Source organism: Yeosuana sp. (genome assembly GCF_057126245.1).
Genome location: NZ_DBNGMQ010000077.1, coordinates 89,310 through 115,054, shown reverse-complemented (window position 1 = coordinate 115,054; position 25,745 = coordinate 89,310). Strand labels below are relative to the sequence as shown.

The following is a 25,745-nucleotide window of genomic DNA, read 5'->3' as shown; positions in this document are numbered from 1 at the left end:
AGTGAAGTCAATAAATTCTTATAGACATCATTGCCATTATTTTAGATTTCCTATTTTCATTCCAATGATTAATTGACAGTGCAATTAAAATTCCAATAACAACAAGTACAATTTCACCAATGGCATATTTAAAGTATTTTCATGTTTTATTCCCCCCCATTAAATCGTAACGGATTTTTCTAAAAAACTTTATCATGTGTCAGCGGTTGGTCGCAATGAAGGCTAATTTTAATGACATTGAATAGTTTTAATATTTTCTAAAATAATTGTCTCGTAATCCTATTCTAAACTAAAGCTTAATTACATTCTTGATGTGTTACTTGGCCATCAGTAATTACTAGACATACATGTGTTAAATATTCAAATGGATCTCCATCAAAAATTACAATGTCTGCATCTTTTCCTTTTTCAATGGAACCAATTCTATTTTCTTGTCCTATAATTTTAGCGGCATTAATAGTTATAGATTTTAAGCCATCATTAAATGACAATCCATTGGCAACTGCTATAGCCGCTTCATACAATATAACTCTTGTTTTTGGCACATACGATTCATAACCACTTTGAATAGCGACGGGTATTCCAGCATCGGTTAATTTTGAGGCAGTTTCCCAGGACATATTTTTCATATCGCTATAAGACCTGGCTTTCGTTGGATGTAAAATAATTTCGGCCTTAGATTTCTTTATTTCATCAATTAATAAATAAGACTCTGCCCCTCCATCAATTACTAATTTTAAATTAAACTCGTTAGCTAGACGAATTGAAGTCATTATTAAATTGGCAGAATTAACAGTAACAAGGGCTTTGGTTTTTCCTTCTAATAATTCAACCAAAGCTTCCATTTTAAGATTTCTACTTGGTTGTTTACCCTTTTCGGCATTTACCATTTTCTTTTGATATTCTTGAGCTTTTAATAGCTCTGTACGTAGCATGGCAATTTCTTTAGCCGAAGTTCCTGGGCTTTTAAAATTACTTCTAACACTAGGGCCAATAGTTATTGCTAACATGGTAGCATCATCTATTTTTGCCTCATCAACTGTCTCTCCATGCGTTTTTGCAATAAAAGTCTGACCACTTATAACGGCGCCAGGACCATGCCCCGTATGCACTGTAGTTACTCCTTTTGTATTTAAATAGGAGACAAGTTCTTCTCTTGGGTTATAAGCATCAATAGCTCTTAATTCTGGTTGTATTGGAGATGATTTTTCTAATTGCATTTGATCTTCAGGTTTATTATAAATTCCTGAAAAACCAACAGTAGCATGAGCATCTATTAGTCCGGGTGTTATAACCTTTCCTTCATAAATTTTAAAATTATTCGGAATTTTAACCTTGGAAGCCTCGCCTACTTTTGTAATTTTCCCTTTTTCTATCAGGATAACGCCATTTTTAATAGGATCACCAGAAACGGTATAAATTGTTTCTCCTTTTACTGCAATTTGTGCAGTAGACCATTGAACGACCAGAATTAACTGGATAATTACTAATATATTCTTAATCATATCTTTTTTATTAATCATGTACATGTGTTGTAGCTTCAGGATATACATTATATCCTCCAACGGCATATAATTTATCTTTTTCATTCGATCTGTCAAATACTTTTGCGCCTTCTATCCATGTTTGCTCAACATGAGTATAAACACTCATTGGGTCTCCAGAAAGGATAATAAAATCTGCATCTTTTCCTTTTTCGAGAGAACCAATTCTATCATCTAATTCTAGCATCCTAGCTCCAGCAAGTGTTAAGCCTTCTAGGGCTTTTGGTTTTGACATACCTTCTCTAACTGCTATTGCAGCAGAACGCATAAAAAGTCTAGAATCCGTAATTGGGTCATCTGTATGAAAAGCAACATCGACTCCAGCTTTTTCTAATACAACACCACTTTTAGGGTCTAGGTCTACAGCTTCCATTTTTCCGCCAGGAGAATCAATAAGAATCATTGAAACTGGAACTTTAGCTTTTGCAATTTCGTCAGCTACTTTCCAAGCTTCGCTAACATGATGTAACACAATTTTAAATCCAAATTCCTTTGAAATCCTGATAGCAGTTAGCACATCATCGTGTCTATGCGTATGAAAGTGTACAATTCTTTTACCATCTAAAACCTCAATAAGTCCTTCCATTTTCAAATCTCGTTCCGGAGCCTCTGAAGGTTTAGCTTTAGTGTTTATTAATTTTTTCTGATACTCTTGAGCCTTAATAAATTGCTCACGAACCATTGCAGCAGATTTGGCTCGAGTTCCTGGAAAAGGAGTATCCTTTATTGAGTTTGTTCCATTTGCCATTTTCATTCCACCACAAATTTCTGAAGAAACATTTTTGCAAATTGTGAGGTCCTCAATAGTCTTACCTTTTTTTGTTTTTATATATACAGTTTGGCCACTCATGAGGTGCCCTGAACCCGGCATAATATTAACGGTTGTTAGGCCACCAGATCGCGCTTTCATTAAATTAACAGCCATAGGGTCTAGAGCATCTAACAGACGAACATCAGGGTGTAGAGCGCTTGACCTGTCGCCACCAGACCCATTACCTAAATGAGAATGTGTATCAACAAGACCAGGCATAATAACTTTTCCTTTAACATTAATGATTATTGAGTTTTTTGGAATTTTTATATCCGTTCCAACTGCTAAAATTTTTCCGTTTTGTATAATCAATGTTCCGTTTTCTAATGGATCACCATTAATCGTATAAATGAGTGCGCCTGTATAAGCGGTTGGTGTTTCTTGCGAGAATGAAACAAATGAGTTCAAAACAAAAAGCAAGACAAGAGTTATTTTCGTTGGCATAAGCAATATTTATGTTAAAGATTTTTTTTAAATATAAGTAAATTATGTTAGTTTAATTTAGCTGGTTTAGAAAAAGGAGGAGGTGTCATATCAGGTTCCTTTATGTTTTTTAATTGCTTTAATAATTCTTCCACAGCACGTTCTAGTTGAGGGTCTTTCCCTTCGTTTAAAGATTTAGCATCTTGCCTTACTTCAATATCTGGAGAAATACCTTTGTTTTCACCGATCCATTCTTTTTCAATGGGGTCAAAAACGGCGTTGTCAGGTGCGGTCATCCTTCCTCCGTCTATAAATAAATAGTGTGTTGATGATTTTACTAACCCACCCCAAGTAGTTTGTCCAATTAATTTTCCAGCATTTTGATGTCTAAACACCCATGGGAAATAATCACCACCAGATCCAGCAAGTTCGTTTATTAGTAAAACTTTAGGACCGTGAATTCCCGCAGGTAGTTTAAATGCCTTTCCATTTGGAACTTCATTCGTTATAGCTGCTCGTAAGTCTCGGGTAAGCAAATCCACCATGTAATCATCAAGTAGACCACCACCATTAAACCGCTCGTCAATCACAGCTCCTAATTTATCTTGCTGAGCAAATAAATACCTATTGAAATAGGTGAATCCAGGACCACCAGTATTAGGTACCCAAACATATGCTAATTTTCCACCAGATAAATTATCAACTTTTCTACGATTGTCTTCTATCCACGCCCGTTGACGGAGTCCATTTTCGCTTCTTATAGGTTCTACTATTTCTTTCCAAGATCCTTCAAAATCGGGAGATTTATTAATATATAAAACGGTTTGAACTCCTTGAGTTCCTTGCAATGCTTTAAATATATTATCGGTTGATTTAAGTTCTTTACCATTTACACCAACAATGTAATAACCTTCTTCTACCTTAATTCCAGGTCTGCTTAACGGGCTAGATAAGTTCGGATTCCATGATTCAGTTGTGAAAATACGTTCAATACTCCAGCGATTGTTTTTAGCTATTAGATTGGCCCCTAATAATCCTGTTGGGTATTGTTTTGTATCAGGAAAATCACCGCCACTTACAAAACTATGTCCTACAGAAAGTTCACCGTTCATTTGATCAAGAATATAATTTAATGATGACCTGTGTTTTACATAGGGTAGAAGAGGAACATATCGCTTATAAACTTTGTTCCAGTCTCTCCCATGCATGTTAGGGTCATAGAAATAGTCTCTTTGATAACGCCAAGCTTCTTCAAAAATTTGTTTCCATTCAGCTTGTCTGTTTAAATGCATATGAAGAATCACTTTTAGTGCCTCCCCTTTGTCTTCATCTTTAGAAGTTTTATATGTTTTCCATGCACTACCAACTCTGGCAATGGCTTTATTACCATCTGCTGATACTGAAAATTGATTCACACCATCTGCAAATATTTTAGACTCTCTGTCTTCTAATTTAAATTTATTGACTTTAGATCCAGGGTTGCTTTCAGTATATTGTACAATAAAAACAGATCCTTTTGGGCCTGGTACCGTATAGCCATAGCGACCTTGAGGTATTGGTAATGCAATTGTACGCTGCTCAATACCATCAAAATCTATTTTTATGTTTTTATCATCTTTCTCCTTCTTTTTGTCTTTGTCTTTGTTTTTATCTTTTTTACTATCTTCTTCAGTTTTATTTTCTTCTTTTTTAATTCCTTCTTCATCACTTCTAAGTTCAAAAGGAGATGGATCTTCTTTTGAAAGATTTACGACATAAGCATTAAATTCGGGATCTGACATCATAGAACTGGTATTTGCCCACCCCGAGCCTAAAGCTAAATTAGTAGTTGAAATAAAATAAAGATGCTTACCGTCTAGATCCCAAGAAGGAGAAACACTATGAGCTAATTCATTGGTAATAGGTTGTGTTTTATTTGTATCTAACGACCAGATATAGATGCGTTTAAAATTATTTGGTGAAGTTTTTGAATAACTTAACCACTTAGAGTCTGGAGACCAACTTAATCCTAAGTTACCTCGCTCTATATTTACCCCACCTACGTCAATGGTGTTAATTTTTTCTGTTTCAATATTAAGAACTCTAATTCTAACATCGTCATCATTAAATGCAATATATTTGCCATCTGGTGACCAAGTTGGTTCCCATCCTAATTTTGATTCTCCAATAGATATATCTTTAATATCTGATAATCCATCCTGATTAGCAATTCTCAATACATATCCTTTGCCAGAGGCGTCTGTAAACCATGCAATTTTATTTCCTATAGGAGACCATACTGGAGATCTATCTGCAACACCTGAACTATTGGTAATATTTCTAGAATCTCCGTGTTCGATTGGGACCGTAAAGATTTCTCCACGCGATTCCATAATAGCTCTTTTTCCTGATGAAGAAAGAGATACATTACGAACTGTTTTGCTTACATCTTCCCATTGTTTCTCTGCCCATGGGAAATCACCTGTAACCTTTATTTTTAATTGTTCAGATGTTTTAGTTTCCAAATTAAATAAGTGAAATGATCCCTCTCTTTCATAAATAAGCTCATTTTTGTTTCCTTCTAATGATTTAATATCGGAACCTCTAAAAGAAGTAAGCTGTTCAAGTTTAGTATTTGAAGTTGAATAACTCCAGATATTCATGGTTGAGTCTCTATCTGAAAGAAAGTAAATATGGTCTTTAATCCATATTGGGTTTACATCTGTTGTTTTATTATGAGGTAATAATGTTTCACTTTTATCGGTCAAATTTAAAATAGAGATTGGTGTGTTTTGACCACCACGATAGACACGCCATTCCTTATCCCACTTTCTAATTCTATCTACGACCATCTTAGTTCCGTCAGGTGAATATGAAGCATCTGCGGCCCATTGCAAGGTTAATCCAGTTTCCGGCCCACCATCTTTAGAGACTTTCCATAACCTATGAAAACCTGTAGGTGATGTTTCTCTTGATGACGCGTAAAAAATAAACGAACCATCATTTGACCAGCCTCTAACATATGATCCTGAAGGATGATATGTTAATTGTGTTGGATTACCTCCATCAGTTCCGACAATATAAACGTTTGGGGTACCAGTTCTGTTGGATGTAAAAGCAATCATTTTTCCATCAGGTGAAAGGTGAGGGTCACTTTCAACAGCCGAGGTGCTTGTAATTCTTTTAGCCTCATTTTCGTCAATTCCAACGACCCATATGTCACCTGCATAAACAAAAGTGATATGGGTTTCATTTAAATCAGGCTGTTCTATTAGTAAGGTGGCATCTTCTTGAGAAAATAATGATATACTAAGTATTGAAAATAAAAAGAGAAATAATTTATTCATTTTGATTGATTTTGATTTTTTGAAAGATAGAAAAAATATTGATAAATTAGTTGATAAAATTATTGATGTATTATAACTTCTTTTTTTTGAAATGAAATAAATTTGTTTAATCAATAAAACTATAATAGATTAAATGTTTTGATTTACTTTTCTCTTAATTCTATTGTTAATAAGCCCTAATAAATTATCTAAAAACTTATTCGCTAATAACTGTTTTAATTTTGTAAATTTGCCTGCGTTTATAAGCGCAACATGACAAAAACAACCAAATACATATTTGTAACCGGAGGCGTTACCTCATCTTTAGGAAAAGGAATTATAGCGGCTTCTCTGGCCAAATTACTTCAAGCACAAGGATATAGAGTAACTATTCAAAAATTAGACCCATACATTAATGTTGACCCAGGAACCTTAAACCCTTATGAGCATGGCGAATGCTATGTGACTGCAGATGGTGCTGAAACTGATTTAGATTTAGGTCATTATGAGCGTTTTTTAAATGTACCAACAAGTCAAGCAAACAATGTTACTACAGGTAGAATTTATCAAAGTGTGATTGAAAAAGAAAGACGTGGTGAGTTTTTAGGTAAAACGGTTCAAGTGGTTCCGCATATTACAGATGAGATAAAAGACAGAATTCAAATTTTAGGGAATTCTGGTGATTATGATATTGTAATTACTGAAATAGGTGGAACGGTTGGTGATATTGAGTCACTACCATATATTGAAGCTGTAAGACAACTGCGTTGGGATTTAGGTGAACATAATGGAATTGTGATTCATTTAACCTTGGTGCCATATCTATCGGCTGCTGGTGAACTTAAAACCAAACCGACTCAACACAGTGTAAAAACACTTATGGAAAGTGGAATTCAAGCTGATGTTTTAGTTTGTAGAACGGAGCATGATTTACCTATTGAGTTACGTAAAAAATTAGCATTGTTCTGTAATGTTCGTGAAGAAGCGGTTATTCAATCTATTGATGCTTCAACTATTTATGACGTACCTAATTTAATGTTAGAACAACGTTTAGATAAGGTTGTCCTTAAAAAATTAAATTTGTCAAGTATCAAACCAGATATGGCAAAATGGAACCAATTTATAACGAAGCTTAAAAATCCAAAGACTGAAGTTACTATTGGTTTAATTGGGAAATATGTAGAGTTACAAGATTCGTATAAGTCCATTTTAGAATCTTTTATTCATGCCGGAGCAGCGAATGAGGTTAAAGTGAATTTAGAATCGATTCATTCTGAATATTTAAATGATGATAATATCAAATTAAAATTATCTCATTTAGATGGTATTTTAGTAGCACCAGGTTTTGGTGAGCGTGGGATTGAAGGAAAAATTGTGGCCGTGAAATATGTACGAGAAAATGACATGCCATTTTTCGGGATTTGTTTAGGGATGCAAATGGCGGTTATTGAATTTGCTCGTCATGTGTTAAATTTACCGGAAGCAGATTCTACAGAAATGAATCCTAAAACCCCAGATCCTGTAATTGATTTGATGGAAGAACAAAAATCTATCACAGACAAAGGAGGTACTATGCGTTTAGGTGCTTGGGATTGCGACTTGAAAATTGGTAGCAAGGTAAGTGATATTTATAAAGCTAAAAATATAAAAGAGCGTCATAGACATCGTTACGAATTTAATAGTGATTATAAAGAACAAATCGAAGCGGCAGGAATGTTAGCTACTGGATTAAACCCAGATACAGGATTAGTTGAAATTATTGAAATACCAACACATCCATTTTTTATTGGTGTTCAATACCATCCTGAATATAGTAGTACCGTTGCTAGTCCACACCCCTTGTTCGTGGCATTTGTAAAAGCAGCCTTAAAATTTAAAAATAGTAAGAAAGGTGCCAGTGTGTCACAAAATTAAAATTGGATAGTTTTTTGATTAATACAGTTGTCCTCGCCAGAAAGTAGGATTAATATATAACCAATGGAAGAAAAAAAATTAGATATTAATTCGGTAATAGGTTTTGTCCTCATTTTCGGAATATTAATGTATATGCTTTGGCAAAATCAACCAACGCCAGAGGAACTTGAAGCTCAAGAAAAAGCAAAACAAGAACAAATTGTTACCGAAGAAAAAGCCAGTACACAAGATGATGTATTGCAAACCACAGCGGAAGATTTTTCTGTAGCGACGGTTACAGATTCAGTTGGGTTACAAACTTTAAAAAATAAGCTTGGCGCGTTTGCATATTCTTCTACACTATCTTCGGCAGATTCTAGCAAAGAAACGCTTGTAGAGAATGATGTGTTAGCCTTAAGATTTAGCAGTAAAGGTGGTTATCTTTCTGAAGTAAGATTGAAGAATTTTGTGAATTATGATTCGATTCCTATCTATTTAGTAAAAGACAATAATGCTGATTTTAATATTAATTTTGGAACGACAGATAGTCGTATTTTAAACACAAAAGATTTATATTTTCAACCTACAATTACTCAAAACGGAGATAATACGGTTGTTTCTATGAAGCTTAAAGTTTCAGAAACTAAGTTTCTAGAATATAGATACGAGATTAAGAAAGATGATTATATGATGGATTTCACTATCAAATCTCAGGGTCTTGATAATATTATAAATAGTTCCCAAGCCATTAATTTAGATTGGAAAATAAAAACGTATCGTCATGCAAAAAGTGTTTCTTATGAAAATCGTTATACTGAATTAATTTATGAATATGAAGACGGTAAAGATGATTATCTAGGCCAAAGTGAACTTTCTGAGGACACAGCTGATGATGTTACTTATGTAGCCTTTAAGCAACATTTTTTTACGTCTATACTATTATCAGATTCTCCATTTAAAACAGCAGATTTAAAATCTAGTAATTTAATTAAAGACGAAGAAATTGATACGGTTTATACAAAATCATTCGTTGCTAAATTGCCATTAGAACTTACTGGTGGAGAGCTTAATAAAACCATGGATTTATATTTTGGTCCATCTGATTATAAAATATTAAATGCATATAACAGAAATTTAGATGAGGTCGTACCACTTGGTTGGGGAATTTTTGGATGGATTAACCGATATGTATTCATTCCAACATTTGGGTTTTTAAGTTCATTTTTGCCTTTCGGATTTGCGATTATAGTAATGACTATTTTGGTAAGAATCGTCATGTCTCCTGTAACCTATAAATCATATGTGTCTCAAGCTAAAATGAAGGTGTTAAAGCCAGAAATAGCTGAGATTACTGAAAAGTACAAGGATAATGCTATGAAAAAGCAGCAAGAGACTATGGCATTGTATAGTAAGGCTGGAGCAAGTCCCATGGCTGGTTGTTTACCTGCTTTGGTGCAATTACCAGTTTTTTACGCATTGTTTCAGTTCTTTCCATCGGCTTTTGATTTAAGGCAAAAAAGTTTTCTTTGGGCGGAAGATTTGTCTTCATATGATACCATAGCAGAACTACCATTTCATATACCATTTTATGGTGATCATGTAAGTTTGTTCCCCATATTAGCTTCAGTTGCTATTTTCTTCTATATGCAAATGACGACAGGGCAACAAATGGCATCTCAACCTACGCAAGAAGGTATGCCAGACATGAGTAAGATGATGAAATATATGATGTATTTTTCACCATTAATGATGTTATTCTTCTTTAATAATTATGCTTCCGGATTGAGTTTGTATTATTTTGTTTCCAACTTAATTACCATCGGTATTATGCTTGTGATTAAGAAATATATTATTGATGAAGATAAAATTCATGCTAAAATTCAAGAAAACAAAAAGAAGCCTAAGAAGCAAAATAAATTTCAACAGAAAATGAAGGATATGATGGAGCAGGCAGAAAAACAAAAACAATCACAAAAACGTAAATAAAAAAAAGCTGCCATTTGGCAGCTTTTTTTTTTACACAATTTTCATAGTTACTAATCGTTAATTAAAATATGAAAAACGCGGTCATATTATTTTTTTTATTTTTTTTTAATCTACTAGTATCTCAAAGTATTAATCAATTAGATGCTGAAGGAAAGCGTCATGGTATTTGGAAAAAGTATTACGACGACACTACCGTTTTGAGATATGAAGGTGTGTTTAATCATGGTAAAGAAATGGGGTTGTTTAAGTATTATAAAAATGTTGATAAGAAAGCATCATTAGCGGCAACAAAACAATTTAATCAAGCAGATAATAAAGCTTATGCTACCTTTTACACTTCTAATGGAAAAGTGATTAGTGAAGGAGAAATGGATGGTAAAATTTATATAGGTGTATGGAAGTATTACCAAAAAAACTCTACTCAATTATTAACTTTAGAAAACTATGACAATCAAGGTCTTCTTGATGGCGAACGTATTGTGTATTATGAAAATGGTCAAGTAGCTGAACAACAATTTTATAGTCATGGTAAACTTGAAGGGCCTTCAATTTGGTATTCAGAAAAGGGTGTTATTTTAAAGGAGTTTTATTATGTAAACGGGGAGTTGCATGGTTTATCAAAATTTTATAACCCAAAAGGAGAATTACTCATTGAGGGATTTTATAAACAAGGCAAAAAGCATGGCATTTGGAAATATTATGAATACGGCGAGTTGCTTGAAGAAAAAGATTTTTCATTTAAACCAAAACGAAAATCACCTAACTAAAAACAAAAAGGCCCTTTAAATTAATAAAGGACCCTTACATTTATTTAGACCTAGACATTTAATCGGTCTAAATCAAACAAACCAAACTAAAACTTAATTAGTTCTTATTATATTGTTGGTATTGCTACCTTATTAATTACGTGTATAACACCATTTCCAGCTTGAACATCAACTTTTATAATACCTATATCAGATGCTCCAGAACCATCAGTCATGTTGGCAATATTGTTAGCAGTTCCAGGTAAAGTTATAGTAAGGTTATCACCCTCTAAACTCGGTGCTACTGTATCTCCATCAGGATTTAAATCTCCAGATGTTACATTAAGATCACCGATTACATGGTGTAATAATATACTCGTTACGACAGATTCGTCAGAAGGAACTGTAATTGCAGCGAATGCATCATCAGTTGGAGCAAAAACAGTAAAAATAGCGTCCGGGTCAGATAAAGTCGTTACAAAATCTGTTGCAGGAGTTAATGTTGTTAATGCTGCAACTAGCGTAGAGAACGTAGAATCTGCAGTAGCAAAAGTTACAACAGTCGGTATTCCTATTACTGCATCAACCGCATGTATAATTCCGTTTGTAGTTACAACATCTGCAGAGGCAACTGAAGAAACACCATTAAATCTAACACCCTCTGTACTGTTAAAATATAAACTTAAATTATTAGCACTAGGACCTGTAGCTAATGTATTTGTATAGCCAGCACCTAAACCAACTAAATCAGAAGAGGTTACAACACTTCCTAATACATGATTTAATAAAATATTAGCTAGAGCATCAGTTGGAACATCCGTTAAAGAGGCACCATTTAAAAATGTTGTGAAAGCATCATTGTCTGGAGCAAGCACAGTAAACGTACCTTCTCCACTTAAAACACTAACTAAATCTCCATCAGCAGCACTTAAAGCACTAACTAAAGCAGAAAATTCGCGATTCGCTAAAGCATGGTCAACTATAGTTGGAAGTCCAATTACAGCATCAACTACATGAATAATGCCATTAGTTGCATCTACATCTGGTATAATAACATCTGAGACACCATTTAGAGTTACACCTGCAGAAGTATCTATAAACATACTTAGGTTTAAATCTGAATTAGCTTGAGTAGCTAATGTACTAACGTAGCTAGTTGATAAACTAGTTGAAGGAAATTCTCCAACCACTACATGGTTTAAAAGAATTTGAGTAAGATCAGCATCAGACACATCATCTAAAGATGCACCATTTAAAAATGTAGTGAAAGCATCATTTGTTGGAGCGAATACGGTGTAAGACCCAGCCTGATTTAAAGTAGCGGCTAAATCAACTCTTACTAAGGCATCAACTAAAATACTTAATTCTGGAGTAGCAATGGCTAATTCAGTAATAGTCTCCGGTTGCATAACAGGAGTTGGATTATCGTCATTGTCACATGATAATGTCACTAACGATACAATTGCAATAAATGCAAGGTTTCTAAGGTTTTTGAATAATTTCATATTTTTATTGGTTTAAATGTTTAACAAATTTATAAAATAATTAAACAAAATACGTAATGTTTAAAAATTTTAACAAAACTTTAAACAAAATATTTCTTTGTCGAATTTCAAACTTCCATTCACTGTAGTTTTTCGCTATTAGTTGTAACTTTGCATATAAAAAAAGATATTCTATATATGAAAAGAGTCGTTGTTGGTCTTTCAGGTGGTGTAGATTCTAGTGTAGCTGCTTTTTTATTAAAACAACAAGGCTATGAGGTTATTGGTTTGTTTATGAAAAACTGGCATGATGATTCTGTAACTATCTCTAATGAATGCCCTTGGTTAGATGATAGTAATGACGCTATGTTGGTTGCAAATAAGTTAGGAATTCCGTTTCAGACTGTAGACTTGAGCGAACAGTATAAAGAGCGCATTGTTGATTATATGTTCAAGGAATATGAAAGCGGAAGAACACCAAACCCGGATGTGCTATGTAATCGAGAGATAAAGTTCGATGTCTTTATGAAAATTGCTTTGGAGCTTGGTGCCGATTTTGTTGCTACGGGTCATTATTGTAGAAAATCTGTCATTAATAAGGAAGGTAAAGAAATATATCAACTTTTAGTAGGCGAAGATGTTAATAAAGATCAGTCATATTTTTTATGTCAGTTATCACAAGAACAATTATCCAAATCCTTATTTCCAATTGGTGAATTAACAAAACCAGAAGTACGTGAAATAGCGTCAAAATTAGATTTAGTAACTGCAGAAAAAAAGGATTCTCAAGGGCTTTGTTTTATTGGAAAGGTTAAATTACCAGATTTTCTTCAACAGCAATTAAAACCTAAAGAAGGACAAATTGTTGAAATTCCAAAAGATAGTGCCATTTACGCTTTAACTGAACCAAAATTTAATAATGAAGAAGAACGACTCGAATTTCTATCTCGTAAACTTGAATATCATATAGAAGATGGTAACATTATTGGTAAGCATCAAGGAGCTCATTATTTTACTAAAGGGCAGCGTAAAGGATTAGCAGTTGGAGGTCATGTGGAACCATTATTTGTTATTGAAACCGATGTCAAGTTTAATGTCATTTACACAGGTGAAGGAAAGGAACATCCTGGTTTATATAAAACAGCCTTATTTATTAAAGAAGAGGAATTGCATTGGATACGTGAAGATTTATCTTTAAACACAAATGAAAGTATGCCAGTTATGGCTAGAATTAGATACCGTCAGCCTTTGCAAAAAGCAAAGCTTTATAAAGTAGATTCAGGGCTTTATGTAGAGTTTGAAAGTCCACAATCTGCTATTACAGAAGGTCAATTTGCTGCTTGGTATATTAAGGATGAATTAGTTGGTTCTGGAGTAATTTCTTAACTTGTAGTACCCTAAATGTATTGTTATGAGATTTAATATATTATTAATTGTGAGCATATTTTTTTCATTTTCTTGTTTTTCACAACAAGAAGATGCATGGATATATCTGGAAGATAAACAAAACGTTACAGCCTCTATAGAGAATCCTACCACCATTCTTTCACAAAAAGCCGTTGATAGGAAATATGCGCATTCCGTTGTTATTGATGCCCGTGATGTACCCGTTAACGAAGATTATATTTCACAACTTAAAAGTCAAACAGGCATTACTGTTTTGGCAAAATCAAAATGGTTAAATGCTGTTCACGTAAGAGGAACTGAAACCAATATTAATGCTCTAGAAAGTTTAATGTTTGTTAACTCAATAGATTTTGCCGATAAAAGTTTAAACACATTAAAGATAGAACAGGTAAAGAAAGTTTCGAAATTTCAAGAAACGTTTACAACATTTAATTATGGTAATGCTCTTAATCAAATACAGATGTTTAAGGGAGATCAGTTGCACTTGTCAGACTATACAGGAGATGGCATGACTGTAGCGGTGCTTGACGCCGGATTTCCAAATGTAAATACGATGTCTTCGTTTCAAAGATTAATAGGTGCTGGTAAGGTTTTAGGCCATTATGATTTTGTAAATAGAGAGGAAAACGTTTATACAAACACAGAGAGCAATCATGGTACGTTAGTTTTAAGTACTATGGCAGGCTATGTTGAAAATGATTACGTGGGAACTGCACCAGATGCATCCTATTATCTATTTATAACTGAAGATGGGCCAAATGAAAATCCTGTTGAAGAAAGTTATTGGGTAGAAGCAGCAGAAAGAGCTGATAGCTTGGGCGTTGATGTGATTAATTCATCTTTAGGGTATGGTAGTTTTTATGATAAAACATCGTACAATTATCATCCTTTAGATTTTGATGGGCAAACAACTTATATAACAAGAGGAGCTAATATAGCTTTTGAAAAAGGGCTTTTAATTGTAAACTCAGCAGGAAATGAAGGTTTAGATGGAATCAATGCGCCTGCAGATTCAGCAGATGTTTTATCAATAGGAGCCGTAAATTCAATAGGCGAATATGTGACATTCAGTTCTGTTGGAAGTTCAATTCAACCAACTCGAAAACCAGATGTTGTTGCGCAAGGATTAGCAAGTGTGGTTATTAATGAATCTGATGGGATAGGTACCGCAAATGGTACTTCCTTTAGTTCTCCCATTATGGCTGGTGGTATTGTTTGTTTATGGCAAGCATTACCCTACAAAACAAACGCTGAAATTATGCAATTAGTAAGAGAATCTGCTTCACAATTTAACAGTCCGGATTATTTTTTGGGCTATGGAATTCCTAATTTACAATTGGCTTTGAATAATGCATTATCAATGAAGGATTCTGAAGGAAATAATTTAGACATAAAAATATTTCCAAATCCGATTTCAAATATTTTAAACATAGCAGTACCTTCAAATGATAATGAATCAAAAGGTATATTTTATAATATTCTTGGGAAAAAGGTTCTAGAAATAGATTTAGATAAAAATAAAAGTCAATTGAACCTTTCTTTTTTAAGTAGCGGATTGTATATGTTAAAAATAGAGTCTCAAACTTTTTCACAAACATTCAAAATTGTAAAGAACTAAACATGCCTAATAGAGTTACAGAATTATTCAAAATAAAATATCCTATAATACAGGCTGGTATGGTTTGGAATAGTGGTTGGAAATTGGCATCGGCGGCGAGTAATGCAGGTATTTTAGGTTTAATAGGAGCAGGATCCATGTATCCAGAAGTATTGCGCGAACATATTCAGAAATGTAAAAAGGCTACTAGCCATCCCTTTGGCGTCAATGTTCCCATGTTATATCCTAATATCCAGGAAATCATGGATATTATTGTTGAAGAAAAGGTTGAAATAGTGTTTACTTCTGCAGGAAACCCAAAAACATGGACTACTTGGTTAAAAGAACGAGGTATTACGGTGGTTCATGTAGTAAGTAGCGTAAAGTTCGCATTAAAAGCGCAGGAAGCTGGTGTGGATGCTATAGTGGCTGAAGGATTTGAGGCTGGCGGACATAATGGTAGAGATGAAACAACTACTTTCACCTTAATTCCTATGGTCAAAGAACAAATTCATATTCCCTTAATTGCTGCTGGTGGCATTGCAACTGGCAGAGGGATGTTGGCGGCTATGGTTTTAGGAGCTGATGCTGTTCAAATAGGCAGTCGTTTTGTAGCAAGTGAAGAATCATCTGCCCATCAAGCATTTAAGAAATTAGTGGTCGATTCAAAAGAAGGAGACACGCAGTTAACCTTAAAAGAATTAGCGCCGGTGCGCGTGATAAAAAATAAATTTTACAATGATGTTCAAGAATTATATAAAACATCACCAACTTTTGAAGCATTGAAAACCTTACTTGGAAGAGGAAGAGCTAAACGAGGGATGTTTGAAGGTGATTTAGAAGATGGCGAATTGGAAATAGGTCAAATTTCAGGCTTGATTCATGATATAAAACCGGTTTCTGAGATTGTTGAAGATATCATTCTTGAGTTTAATGACGCAAAAAAACAAGTAGGGCATTTTCTAATTTAATAGGAATGCAAAGCAGGAAATTTTGTTTCTCTTATTTTCAATTGAAACCTTGAGTTTATAATTTAGTAATTCCCTTAAAATAAAACATTGTTGATTATTAGGTTGTGCCAAATTATTAACTAAATTTTAAATATTGTTAATTCTACATTAAGAAAATAGGCAAAAGCAACGCCTAAGGGTTACATTTGCAAAATGTTTTTAAAAAATTACACAAAAGAATTTAAATATAATTGGCAACTAGCAGCTCCTGTGATGTTAGGAATGCTAGGGCATTCTTTTGTTAGTTTTGTTGATAATATAATGGTTGGTCAATTAGGTACTGCAGAATTAGCAGCCGTTTCTTTAGGTAATAGCTTTATGTTTATTGCGATGTCATTAGGGATTGGTTTTTCAACAGCCATTACCCCTTTAATTGCAGAAGCTGATGCCGAACAGAATTTCATAAAAGGTAAGTCTTCTTTTAAACATGGTTTATTTTTATGCACTGTTTTAGGAATCACTATGTTTTTAATGGTATTTTATCTAAAGCCACTGATGTTCTTTATGAAACAACCGGTTGAAGTGGTGACTTTGGCGATACCATATTTAAATTTAGTAGCATTCTCTCTAATTCCTCTCATTGTTTTTCAGGCTTTTAAACAATTTAGTGATGGGCTATCTATGACAAGATATCCCATGTATGCAACCCTTTTAGGGAATATTGTGAATATCGTTTTAAACTATCTGTTGATTTTTGGAAAATTCGGTTTCCCAGAATTAGGTATTGTTGGGGCTGCATATGGAACCTTAGCTTCACGATTTATAATGGTCGCCCACCTGTGGTATTTACTTAAAGGAAAAGAAAAGTCTAAAGCTTTTGTAACCAATATTAAGTTTTTTGTTTTAGATATGTTAATGCTTAAAAAAATCATAAACTTGGGTGCACCAAGTGCCATGCAAATGTTTTTTGAAGTGGCTATTTTTACAGCGGCTATTTGGTTAAGTGGCACTCTAGGTAAAAATCCTCAAGCAGCTAATCAAATAGCTTTAAATTTATCTTCTATGACCTTTATGGTCGCTATGGGATTAAGTGTTGCAGCAATGATTAGAGTTGGAAATCAAAAAGGATTGCAAAATTATTATGAATTGCGTCGTATCGCTTTCTCAATATTCCTTTTTGGCATTCTTTTAGCTTTTGTGTTTGCCGTCTTATTTTTTAGCTTTCATAATTTATTACCTAAAATTTATGTTGATTTTGATGATGCTAAAAATTTATTAGATAATATCGAGGTTCTTGGAATTGCCTCTAAACTTCTAATAGCCGCGGCTATTTTTCAAATAAGTGATAGTATTCAGGTGATTGTTTTAGGAGCATTAAGAGGGCTTCAAGATGTTAAAATCCCAACGCTAATAACCTTCGTGGCATATTGGGTGATTGGATTTCCGGTGAGTTGGTTTTTAGGTAAAGAAGATGCCTACGGAAGTTTCGGTATTTGGTTAGGACTGCTAGCAGGATTAACCTCGGCAGCAATTTTATTGTATTTTAGATTTAATTATCTAACCAAAAAGCTAATTTTGTCGAACAGTTAAAAAAACAAAAAACATCATGGAGCTTCCAAAATTTATATTAGGCGATAATACCGATTATCCTAACGCTATTTTTGTAATTCATACAGAATTTCCTCGATTTATTATTAACCTTGAAAATGATGAGGTAGAATGGTTTGAAGATTTTGATCAAGATGATGAAAACGAATTAGCGTCAGAAACAGAAAATGCTATAAAATTAGCTACCGAGTTTTATGATAGAGAAGTTTCTTTATACGAAGAGTAATGATTGAACAACTTTTAGAATACGATACCACACTTTTTTTATATTTAAATAATTTAGGATCTTCTGCTTGGGATAATTTATGGCTTATTATTACCTATAAGTTTACATTTATTCCCTTGTATGCTTTCTTATTATTTCTTATTTACAAGAAATATGGTTTAAAATCACTTTTAATTTTTGTGGTTGTTATCGTTTTAATGATAACATTTACAGATCAAATAACGAATATTTTTAAACGTGGTTTTGAAAGACCACGGCCATGTGGCGAAGAGAGTCTAACTGATCAAATGCGTTTTATTGCAGTGCGTTGTGGTAAATATGGTTTTTTCTCTGGGCATTCTTCTAATTCTATGGCTGCGGCTGTTTTCGCCGGTTTATTGTTAAGGCCATTTTATAAAAATTTAATTTTTATTTTGCTATTTTGGAGTGCTGTAGTCGCCTATAGTAGAATATATGTTGGAGTTCATTACCCGTTGGATATTGTTTGTGGTTTAACATTTGGTGCTTTATCAGGTTTCGTTTTTTATAAACTAGGAAAGTTTCTAGTAAGTAAGTTTAACTAAAATATATTACCTGTTTCTATATCGGGTTATGCAATTACAGTTAATGCCTTTACTGATATTGATATAGTTATAGTATTTGTTTCAAGTAAATGATATTCGCCATCAATTTGCATTTTAAAATGATTGATACCTCCTCTGCTAAGAGACATGTTTTTTGTTTGAAATCTTTTTACTTCTTTTATCAGATGATGCTTTTTAAAAACCATTAAAAAACTAAATAAGACTATTTTAAAAGCATTTAACTTAGAGACTATTAGGATATCTAATAGCCCATCTTCTAAAGACGCTTTAGGTGTAAGACTAACTTTATAACCCAACTCATTAGAATTAGAAATAAAAATCATAAAAGGTTTTAAACGAAACGCTTCTTGGTTAACATTCACTTCAATTTCGCGTGTATTATTGATGCTTTTTAAAGCTTTAAAAAATGCTTTTATGTAGCTTAAAAGTTTTCTGCTATTCGATTCTTCATAATTTTTAATAACATAGGCATCAAACCCAACACCTGTATTACTGAAAAAATATTTATTATTTAAACGACCAACGTCTATTGTTTTAGTTTGTTGACTTTTAATTATAGCAATAGCCTTATTTATTTTTTTTGGTATTTTAAGGTTCGAGGCCAAGCCATTTCCCGAACCCAATGGGATAATTCCAAGCAAAATAGGTTTATCGATTATGCAAGATGCAACTTCGTTAATGGTCCCATCCCCACCGCAAGCAACAATAATATCTGGATTTTGAGCAACAGATTCAAGCGTTAACTGAGTTGTATGATTTTTATATACAGAAAACTTAACCGTTACATTGTAAAAGGCTTTATCAAAAAAGGATTCTAGGAACTCTTGATTAATATTATGATTGCCAGATCCAGCAATTGGGTTTATAATAAAGTGTATATGTATCAAATGGTTTATTTTATTTTAAGGCCGTTATTTCTATATAAATTATCGGCTACTTGGTAATATGAAATCGTTTCATTTAAAAATGAATCGTCAGTTGGTATTTCGGTTAAGCTGTTATCAGTTGTATTCCATTTATAAAAACTTGATTGATTTTGTTCATTCAGTACCATTATGTTTTCACCTTTTAAAAGCCCTAATTTTCTATAGTTACCTATAAAAGCCCGTTCATCGTCAGGCGACATTTTTAAAACGTCTTCACCAAAAAAATTACTGGTATAATCCCAATGAAGTAATCCGAAAATAGTTGGGAATAAGTCAATTTGAGAGCACAGTTTATCAACTTTTTGAGGTGCAATAATTTGAGAGTTGTAAATAATACAAGGAATACGATAATTTTGAACATCGAGTTCCCAACGTCCTGAGCTACTGGCGCAATGATCTGCCATAATAACAAAAATGGTATTTTCAAACCATGGTTTTGTTTTAGCATTTTTAATAAATTGACCAATGGCATAATCGGTATATTTTACAGCGCCATATCGTCCGGTTCCAGATGGAATGTCTATTCTGTTTTCAGGATACGTGTAAGGTCTATGATTGGATGTGGTCATGATAAAATCAAAAAAGAGTTTTCCGTCTTCATACGCTTTATCCGCGTCTTTTATCACTTTTTTATATAGATCTTCATCACAAACACCCCAAGCATTTTCAAAAACAACTTCACTATCTTCAATATTAGTTCGTTTAGTTTTAATAGTATTGTCTAATAAAAAACCACGGCCTCTATCAACAATATTAAAACCATTACCTCCAAAGTAGGTATTCATATTATCAAAATATCCATCACCGCCATAAAAGAAATTTCTTTCGTAGCCCTGTTGTTTAAAAACTTCACCAACCGTAAATAAATCGTGATTACCAGTTCTCTTTACAATACTTCTTCCAGGCGTTGGCGGAATCGAAAGTGTAATAGCTTCCATACCTCTTATAGTCCGTGTTCCTGTGGCAAAGAGGTTGTTAAAAAATAATCCATTATTTGCTAATGAATCTAAATGTGGTGTAATGTTTAAATCACTTCCTAAAGAATTCAAAAATTTACCACTTAAACTTTCAACACAAATAAATATGACATTCGGTTTTCTAGGTATATTTATTGAATCTGCATTTTTAATAGTTCTTAATATGTCATGTTTATTAGGTGAAATAAATTCTGCGTCGTCATGCGCCAAATGTTCTTTTAGCGTATCAAAAGCCACATCATCATCAAGAGATTTGTAAAATTTCAAATAAGGTAATTCATTATTTCTGAAGGCTGAAAAGAAGGAATAAATACCAGTTTTAGAAAGTTCATTATTATATCTGTTATTAAATTGTTCTGAATCTTTGTTAAGAACAAAGGCTGAGAAAACACAAACAATAATACCAAAAATCAAGGTTGGAATAAGCTTCTCTTTAAAGGTGCTGTTGCTTTGAAACGTTTTTTTAAAGGCTCCTTTTTTAATAGTGAAAAAAAGAAGAATCAGGTATGCTATAAATATGGCAACGAAGAGTAACGGAATAGGATATGATTCATTAATATTTTTTATAACTTCATTAGTATAAATTAAATATTCTACCGCAATAAAATTAAATCGTCTTTTAAATTCTTCCCAAAATGTAATTTCAGCAAAGAACGAAAATAAAAATATTATGATTCCTAATGAGTAAGCAAAGTAAGTAATAGCCTTATCTAATAGCGAGCCATTAATTTTTTTTGGAACAGTTAGAAGATATATCGCATATGGTAATACAAAAAAGGAAACGGTTCCCACATCAAAGATAAAACCAATTAAAAATGTAAAAATTAAATTAAAGATAGACGTATCGGTTTCAGAGATACTCCAGACGAAGAAGATAATTCTAACAAAAAATGAAAAAATTAAAAAGATTAAAATATAAGCTTTAAGCAACGAAAATCTTTCTGGAAACAATTTTTTCCACATGAATTTAGTTTTTTTGTGTTGTACAAAAGTAATTTGATAAGCTTAAAAAAAAACTAAGTATTCCCTTTATATTGTCTTAAAAAGCGTTTTTTTATTTCGTTGTTTTCGAGGTTTCTAAAGGAACTGCTATTTTAGTTTGGTCCCACGCCATGGTGAGTTTTAATTTGTCGGTACTGTTATCAAAACCAATGGTAAATTCTTCTACTACCGTATCTAATTTCTCAACGGGAACATCAATTTCTAACAAATCATAATTAGGGTCCCACATAGGTTTCATTTCTTCATCTACACCCCAGGGATATTTTTTTGTATTAAACATCACTTGCCAAACACTATCTCTTGGCACAGTCCAAATCGTATATTCTCCTGCAGGAATCGTAAAACCTCTAATAAACAAAGGTTGATTAGTTGTAAATGTAGTAGCCTCGTTAGCACCAGTACGCCAGACTTTATTATAAGGTACTAAAGCTCCAAAAATCTCACGTCCTTTTTTAGATGGGCGGTTATAAGTAACTTTCACTTTTAAATCATTTAACTTAAACTCAACACTGTCTTTCGGACTGAGACGAGAGGTAAAAATATTTTCAACAAAATAGGAGTATAAAAAAAGACCTAATGCGATTACTGTTAAAATAATAAGGGTTCGTTTTAAAAACGTATTCATAGATAATTAAAAATTTAAACGCTAAAGGTATATTAAAATGATATATATGAAAAATACTTAACGTATAATTATAAAAATTTGTATGAATTCAGAAAAAAAATATCAAATTTTGCAACACTCCTATTTTTCTATCGTCTTTTAAAAAGAACTAACTAAGACCAAAAAGAGTATAAGCATGTTTCAAGTTGACATTATTGAACAATGTAAACAAAACAACAGAAAAGCACAATTGCAGTTATACAACCAGTACTGCGACGGGATGTATATTGTTGCTAAAAGGTTTTTGAAAGATGCTCATGATGCTGAAGATGTAGTACAAGAAGCTTTTATTAAAGCGTTTACTAAACTACATCAATACAAAGCAGAGGTTACTTTTGGAGCTTGGTTAAAACGTATTGTCGTTAATAAAAGTATTGATTTCTTAAAATCTGAAAAACAACGGTTAGTTGATTTGGAAGAGGTGCACCTCAAAGTTGTTGATACCGCGCATGATGACAAATGGTTAGTAGAGGATGCTATTACAATTGATGATGTGAAAAAGGCTATTGAAGAATTGCCTGATAAGTACCAATATGTTTTAATGTTGTATTTAATTGAAGGTTATGACCATCAAGAGATTTCAGAAATTTTAAATATCACAGAAGTAGCATCACGAACGCAATTATCTAGAGGTAAAGTAAAATTACAAGAACTGTTAACACTTAAGAAAGATGGCACAAGATATTAGAGAGTTATTAAAAAATGAGCAAAGATTGACTCAAGAAAAGATGCCTTCAAATCATCAAAAAAGGTTTCTAAAAAAGTTAGATGAAGCAATGTCTGTTGAAAAGAAAAGAAATTTTAATTGGTTGCAAATAGCTGCAAGTATTGTTTTGTTATTAAGTTTCAGTTTTGGTGCTTTTAAATATTTTAAACCGCTTAATGGTGATGATAAAGCATCGTCAAATACTGAGGTCGCTAATTTAGATACGGTTCAAACAAAATCATTAGGAGACGTGTCTCCTGGCTTAAAGAAAGTTGAAGACTATTATTTAGCTAGTATCAATCTGGAGTTGTCGAAAATGGAATATAGTCCAGACAATAAGGATTTAGTCGATGGGTATTTAGAACAACTTGACGAATTAAATGATGAATACAATCGCTTGTCTTTAGAGTTAACAGAAAATGGGCCGAGCGAGCTCACCGTAAATGCTTTAATTGATAATTTAAAATATCGATTAAATCTTTTATACAGATTAAGAGAACAATTAAAGGAATTTAGTGCTTCAGAAATTCAAGAGGAAGCATCACAATCAATCTAAAAAATCAAAAAAATGAAACAGTCAATTATATTAAAACTAAAACTATTAGTGGTTTTTGTTTTTATGGTCGGAAATATGTCGGGTCAACAAAAATTAACCAAAGTATCACAGAAAATTAAAGTAGATAAAGATGTAACAATCGATTTAAATACAAGTAATTGTGATATTGTATTTGATACATGGAATAAAAATGAGGTGTCTATAGAAGCTTATATTGAAAGTGACGAACTTTCAAAAGAAGAGTTACAAGCTACCCTTAAAAATTGGGATGTTAACGTTAATGGGTCTTCTAATTTAGTGTCTATTTCAAGTAAAGCGAATGCAACAAACTCATGGGATGTAGTTCATAGTGATGGAAATGATCATATTGTTGAAGTTGTTTTAGGAGAGCTTAAGTACGAATTAGCAGAAATGCCAGAGATGAACTTCAATTTTGTTATGTCGGAAATGCCAGAGATGCCAGAAATGCCAAATATGCCAGAATTACCAGAATTGCCAGAAGGAACTAAAAACTTCTATTTTGATTATGGTGCTTATAAAAAGGATGGAGAAAAGTATTTGGAAGAATATACTAAAAAATTTGAATCCACTTTTGGAAAAGACTATGCAAAAAAAATGGAAGCATGGGGGGAAAAATTCGGAAAAGAATTTGAAGAGAAGTATGGAAAAGACTATGCAAAAAAAATGGAAGCATATGGAGAACGTCTTGCAGAAAAAATCAAACACAATGAAGGGAGAATAGAAGCTTACGTAGCAAGAATTGAAGATCAAAAGGAAAACCGAGAGGACGAGAAGAAAAAAGAATTAGAAGAGCGTTTAAAAGTAAGGGAAGAACGCGCAAAAGAGCGTTCCAAATTATCTGAAGAAAGACGTGTTAAAATTGGAAAATTAATTCATGGTAAAAGCGATTCAAAAGCTAAGAAAACAATCATCATAAAAATGCCTAAAGATTCTAAGTTAAAACTTAATGTTAAGCATGGTGAACTTAAGTTGACATCTGTTATTAATAATATTAACGCAGAACTATATTACTCTAAACTACTAGCTAGCAGCATTAATGGAAGTACATCTTCCATTAATGCTTCCTACTCAACTTTAAATGTGACAAATTGGAATTTAGGGTCGCTAGATTTAAAATATGTGAAAAAAGCAGAAATAAATAATGTTAAGCGACTAATGTTAAACTCAAAATCTTCTGATATTTCAATTGGTAATTTAATTAATAGTGCTATTATAAATGGGAGTATAGGTACTTTAACCATATCGAAAATTGATGATTCTTTTAATAATTTAAATATTACAATTGAAAACAGCGATGCCATTATAGAACTTCCACATGTCAATTATAATTTACAGTATACTGGCAATAGATCAAGGTTTTCGCATCCTGAAAAGGTTGAAAAAAACAACGTTTCAACTTTTTCTGCTGGAGATTTGAGTAGTCAAAAGACTATTGTTGTTAATGCAAAATACAGCAATGTTGTCATGCAATAAAAGTTGCTAATCCCAATAGTTTAATGCCTACGCTACTTGTCGTTCAATCTGCCTGATAGATTGATTAATATCTCTCAACACATTTCTTCTTTAAATATATATTCTGATAACTTTTAAATAGATAAAGTTCCTTGTAAAAGATCTATACCTTTTGTAATAAAAGTTTGAAGCGATATTAAGTTTGTTTTGAAATAAAATATATGTCTGAAAATTTTTAAAAAAAAATTGATGACATTTTGACATTTTTATAATAATGGCAGTACTTTTGCCAACTAACTTTTGTATTTGTATAAATTAGAGTTTTACAATGAGTAAGAAAGATAAAAATGACCAAATTGATAAAGAACAAGTTGAAGATGTTCAAAATCAAACGGAAACCATAGAAAACCAAGAGCAACAAGAACTATCTGTTGAAGAAAAATTGCAAGAAGAAATAAAACTAGAAAAAGATAAATTCTTAAGGTTATTTGCTGAGTTTGAAAATTACAAAAGACGTACCTCAAAAGAGCGTATAGAACTTTTTAAAACGGCGAATGAAGATGTAATAAAAGCATTACTTCCAGTTTTAGATGATTTTGACAGAGCTTATAATGAAATTTCGAAAACTAAAGAAAAAGACCTTTTAAAAGGCGTTGAGTTAATTAGTAATAAACTTAAATCAACTCTGGAGCAAAAGGGCTTGTCTTCTATTGAGGTGTCTAATGGTGATGCTTTTAATGCAGATAATCATGAAGCAATTACCCAAATACCTGCTCCTTCAGAAGATTTAAAAGGAAAAATTATAGACGTTATTGAAAAAGGATATGCTTTAGGTGATAAAGTAATTCGTTTCCCTAAGGTTATTATCGGACAATAA

Annotated in this window: 20 protein-coding genes and 1 pseudogene; 13 read left to right on the top strand and 8 right to left on the bottom strand. The window is 32.7% G+C overall.

The features are described from left to right. Positions 1-46: 46 nt before the first annotated feature. The 4 genes and pseudogenes from AC15TD_RS10250 to AC15TD_RS10235 all read right to left on the bottom strand — a co-directional run. Positions 47-196, bottom strand: a pseudogene (locus AC15TD_RS10250) (DUF6090 family protein); the annotation flags it as partial. Between the two features lie 100 nt (positions 197-296). Further along, positions 297-1,523 carry an amidohydrolase family protein gene (locus AC15TD_RS10245; protein WP_484452053.1) on the bottom strand — a complete coding sequence of 409 codons (1,227 nt, stop codon included), beginning with the start codon at positions 1,521-1,523 and terminating at the stop codon, positions 297-299. Further along, on the bottom strand, positions 1,516-2,799 hold the full coding sequence (locus AC15TD_RS10240) for an amidohydrolase family protein (RefSeq protein ID WP_484452052.1): 1,284 nt from the start codon (positions 2,797-2,799) through the stop codon (positions 1,516-1,518). Before AC15TD_RS10240 ends, AC15TD_RS10245 begins: the two co-directional genes overlap by 8 nt. A 47-nt stretch (positions 2,800-2,846) precedes the next feature. After that, the gene (locus tag AC15TD_RS10235; RefSeq protein ID WP_484452051.1) at positions 2,847-6,104 is read right to left on the bottom strand and encodes a S41 family peptidase; all 3,258 of its coding nucleotides are present in this window, start codon (positions 6,102-6,104) and stop codon (positions 2,847-2,849) included. A 252-nt stretch (positions 6,105-6,356) separates the two neighbouring features. On the opposite strand from AC15TD_RS10235, the gene AC15TD_RS10230 reads away from it, so the two are divergent. From AC15TD_RS10230 to AC15TD_RS10220, 3 genes are all read left to right on the top strand, one after another. After that, positions 6,357-7,997 carry a CTP synthase gene (locus tag AC15TD_RS10230; protein WP_484452050.1) on the top strand — a complete coding sequence of 547 codons (1,641 nt, stop codon included), beginning with the start codon at positions 6,357-6,359 and terminating at the stop codon, positions 7,995-7,997. A 63-nt stretch (positions 7,998-8,060) separates the two neighbouring features. Continuing rightward, positions 8,061-9,962, top strand: coding sequence for a membrane protein insertase YidC (yidC, locus tag AC15TD_RS10225; RefSeq protein WP_484452049.1), 1,902 nt, complete (start codon positions 8,061-8,063; stop codon positions 9,960-9,962). 68 nt (positions 9,963-10,030) lie between these two features. Then, positions 10,031-10,729: a toxin-antitoxin system YwqK family antitoxin gene (locus AC15TD_RS10220; protein ID WP_484452048.1), complete on the top strand. Its 699-nt coding sequence runs from the start codon at positions 10,031-10,033 to the stop codon at positions 10,727-10,729. A gap of 107 nt (positions 10,730-10,836) precedes the next feature. Here AC15TD_RS10220 and AC15TD_RS10215 read toward each other — a convergent pair whose 3' ends face one another. Continuing rightward, positions 10,837-12,213 carry a fasciclin domain-containing protein gene (locus tag AC15TD_RS10215; protein ID WP_484452047.1) on the bottom strand — a complete coding sequence of 459 codons (1,377 nt, stop codon included), beginning with the start codon at positions 12,211-12,213 and terminating at the stop codon, positions 10,837-10,839. 177 nt (positions 12,214-12,390) lie between these two features. On the opposite strand from AC15TD_RS10215, the gene mnmA reads away from it, so the two are divergent. The 6 genes from mnmA to AC15TD_RS10185 all read left to right on the top strand — a co-directional run bounded on the left by mnmA (position 12,391) and on the right by AC15TD_RS10185 (position 18,543). Then, on the top strand, positions 12,391-13,578 hold the full coding sequence (gene mnmA, locus AC15TD_RS10210; RefSeq protein ID WP_484452046.1) for a tRNA 2-thiouridine(34) synthase MnmA: 1,188 nt from the start codon (positions 12,391-12,393) through the stop codon (positions 13,576-13,578). 25 nt (positions 13,579-13,603) lie between these two features. Beyond that, positions 13,604-15,217, top strand: coding sequence for a S8 family serine peptidase (locus AC15TD_RS10205; protein WP_484452045.1), 1,614 nt, complete (start codon positions 13,604-13,606; stop codon positions 15,215-15,217). Positions 15,218-15,219: 2 nt separating this feature from the next. After that, positions 15,220-16,167: an NAD(P)H-dependent flavin oxidoreductase gene (locus AC15TD_RS10200; protein ID WP_484452044.1), complete on the top strand. Its 948-nt coding sequence runs from the start codon at positions 15,220-15,222 to the stop codon at positions 16,165-16,167. A gap of 192 nt (positions 16,168-16,359) precedes the next feature. Further along, positions 16,360-17,736, top strand: a complete 1,377-nt coding sequence (locus AC15TD_RS10195; protein WP_484452043.1) for an MATE family efflux transporter — start codon at positions 16,360-16,362, stop codon at positions 17,734-17,736. 16 nt (positions 17,737-17,752) lie between these two features. Further along, the gene (locus AC15TD_RS10190; RefSeq protein ID WP_484452042.1) at positions 17,753-17,980 is read left to right on the top strand and encodes a hypothetical protein; all 228 of its coding nucleotides are present in this window, start codon (positions 17,753-17,755) and stop codon (positions 17,978-17,980) included. Further along, positions 17,980-18,543 (top strand): phosphatase PAP2 family protein, encoded by a 564-nt coding sequence (locus tag AC15TD_RS10185; RefSeq protein WP_484452041.1) that lies wholly within the window; start codon positions 17,980-17,982, stop codon positions 18,541-18,543. Before AC15TD_RS10190 ends, AC15TD_RS10185 begins: the two co-directional genes overlap by 1 nt. A gap of 26 nt (positions 18,544-18,569) precedes the next feature. Here AC15TD_RS10185 and AC15TD_RS10180 read toward each other — a convergent pair whose 3' ends face one another. The 3 genes from AC15TD_RS10180 to AC15TD_RS10170 all read right to left on the bottom strand — a co-directional run bounded on the left by AC15TD_RS10180 (position 18,570) and on the right by AC15TD_RS10170 (position 22,094). Beyond that, positions 18,570-19,451: a diacylglycerol/lipid kinase family protein gene (locus tag AC15TD_RS10180; RefSeq protein WP_484452040.1), complete on the bottom strand. Its 882-nt coding sequence runs from the start codon at positions 19,449-19,451 to the stop codon at positions 18,570-18,572. 5 nt (positions 19,452-19,456) lie between these two features. Then, positions 19,457-21,430: an LTA synthase family protein gene (locus AC15TD_RS10175; RefSeq protein ID WP_484452039.1), complete on the bottom strand. Its 1,974-nt coding sequence runs from the start codon at positions 21,428-21,430 to the stop codon at positions 19,457-19,459. Positions 21,431-21,521: 91 nt separating this feature from the next. Beyond that, a complete protein-coding gene (locus tag AC15TD_RS10170) occupies positions 21,522-22,094 on the bottom strand; it encodes a DUF2911 domain-containing protein (RefSeq protein WP_484452038.1) in 573 nt (190 codons plus the stop codon). A gap of 175 nt (positions 22,095-22,269) precedes the next feature. On the opposite strand from AC15TD_RS10170, the gene AC15TD_RS10165 reads away from it, so the two are divergent. From AC15TD_RS10165 to AC15TD_RS10150, 4 genes are all read left to right on the top strand, one after another. After that, the gene (locus tag AC15TD_RS10165; RefSeq protein ID WP_484452037.1) at positions 22,270-22,821 is read left to right on the top strand and encodes an RNA polymerase sigma factor; all 552 of its coding nucleotides are present in this window, start codon (positions 22,270-22,272) and stop codon (positions 22,819-22,821) included. Next, positions 22,805-23,395 carry a hypothetical protein gene (locus tag AC15TD_RS10160; protein ID WP_484452036.1) on the top strand — a complete coding sequence of 197 codons (591 nt, stop codon included), beginning with the start codon at positions 22,805-22,807 and terminating at the stop codon, positions 23,393-23,395. The genes AC15TD_RS10165 and AC15TD_RS10160 overlap by 17 nt, the downstream gene beginning before the upstream one ends. Positions 23,396-23,407: 12 nt before the next feature. After that, on the top strand, positions 23,408-24,889 hold the full coding sequence (locus tag AC15TD_RS10155; protein ID WP_484452035.1) for a hypothetical protein: 1,482 nt from the start codon (positions 23,408-23,410) through the stop codon (positions 24,887-24,889). Positions 24,890-25,196: 307 nt separating this feature from the next. Beyond that, the gene (locus AC15TD_RS10150) at positions 25,197-25,745 is read left to right on the top strand and encodes a nucleotide exchange factor GrpE (RefSeq protein WP_484452034.1); all 549 of its coding nucleotides are present in this window, start codon (positions 25,197-25,199) and stop codon (positions 25,743-25,745) included.

Excerpts from the sequence above, each read along its gene's own strand:
- AC15TD_RS10245 (WP_484452053.1), bottom strand. The coding sequence starts at position 1,523 with ATGATTAATAAAAAAGATATGATTAAGAATATATTAGTAATTATCCAG.
- AC15TD_RS10240 (WP_484452052.1), bottom strand. The coding sequence starts at position 2,799 with ATGCCAACGAAAATAACTCTTGTCTTGCTTTTTGTTTTGAACTCATTT.
- AC15TD_RS10235 (WP_484452051.1), bottom strand. The coding sequence starts at position 6,104 with ATGAATAAATTATTTCTCTTTTTATTTTCAATACTTAGTATATCATTA.
- AC15TD_RS10230 (WP_484452050.1), top strand. The coding sequence starts at position 6,357 with ATGACAAAAACAACCAAATACATATTTGTAACCGGAGGCGTTACCTCA.
- yidC (WP_484452049.1), top strand. The coding sequence starts at position 8,061 with ATGGAAGAAAAAAAATTAGATATTAATTCGGTAATAGGTTTTGTCCTC.
- AC15TD_RS10220 (WP_484452048.1), top strand. The coding sequence starts at position 10,031 with ATGAAAAACGCGGTCATATTATTTTTTTTATTTTTTTTTAATCTACTA.
- AC15TD_RS10215 (WP_484452047.1), bottom strand. The coding sequence starts at position 12,213 with ATGAAATTATTCAAAAACCTTAGAAACCTTGCATTTATTGCAATTGTA.
- mnmA (WP_484452046.1), top strand. The coding sequence starts at position 12,391 with ATGAAAAGAGTCGTTGTTGGTCTTTCAGGTGGTGTAGATTCTAGTGTA.
- AC15TD_RS10205 (WP_484452045.1), top strand. The coding sequence starts at position 13,604 with ATGAGATTTAATATATTATTAATTGTGAGCATATTTTTTTCATTTTCT.
- AC15TD_RS10200 (WP_484452044.1), top strand. The coding sequence starts at position 15,220 with ATGCCTAATAGAGTTACAGAATTATTCAAAATAAAATATCCTATAATA.
- AC15TD_RS10195 (WP_484452043.1), top strand. The coding sequence starts at position 16,360 with ATGTTTTTAAAAAATTACACAAAAGAATTTAAATATAATTGGCAACTA.
- AC15TD_RS10190 (WP_484452042.1), top strand. The coding sequence starts at position 17,753 with ATGGAGCTTCCAAAATTTATATTAGGCGATAATACCGATTATCCTAAC.
- AC15TD_RS10185 (WP_484452041.1), top strand. The coding sequence starts at position 17,980 with ATGATTGAACAACTTTTAGAATACGATACCACACTTTTTTTATATTTA.
- AC15TD_RS10175 (WP_484452039.1), bottom strand. The coding sequence starts at position 21,430 with ATGTGGAAAAAATTGTTTCCAGAAAGATTTTCGTTGCTTAAAGCTTAT.
- AC15TD_RS10170 (WP_484452038.1), bottom strand. The coding sequence starts at position 22,094 with ATGAATACGTTTTTAAAACGAACCCTTATTATTTTAACAGTAATCGCA.
- AC15TD_RS10165 (WP_484452037.1), top strand. The coding sequence starts at position 22,270 with ATGTTTCAAGTTGACATTATTGAACAATGTAAACAAAACAACAGAAAA.
- AC15TD_RS10160 (WP_484452036.1), top strand. The coding sequence starts at position 22,805 with ATGGCACAAGATATTAGAGAGTTATTAAAAAATGAGCAAAGATTGACT.
- AC15TD_RS10155 (WP_484452035.1), top strand. The coding sequence starts at position 23,408 with ATGAAACAGTCAATTATATTAAAACTAAAACTATTAGTGGTTTTTGTT.
- AC15TD_RS10150 (WP_484452034.1), top strand. The coding sequence starts at position 25,197 with ATGAGTAAGAAAGATAAAAATGACCAAATTGATAAAGAACAAGTTGAA.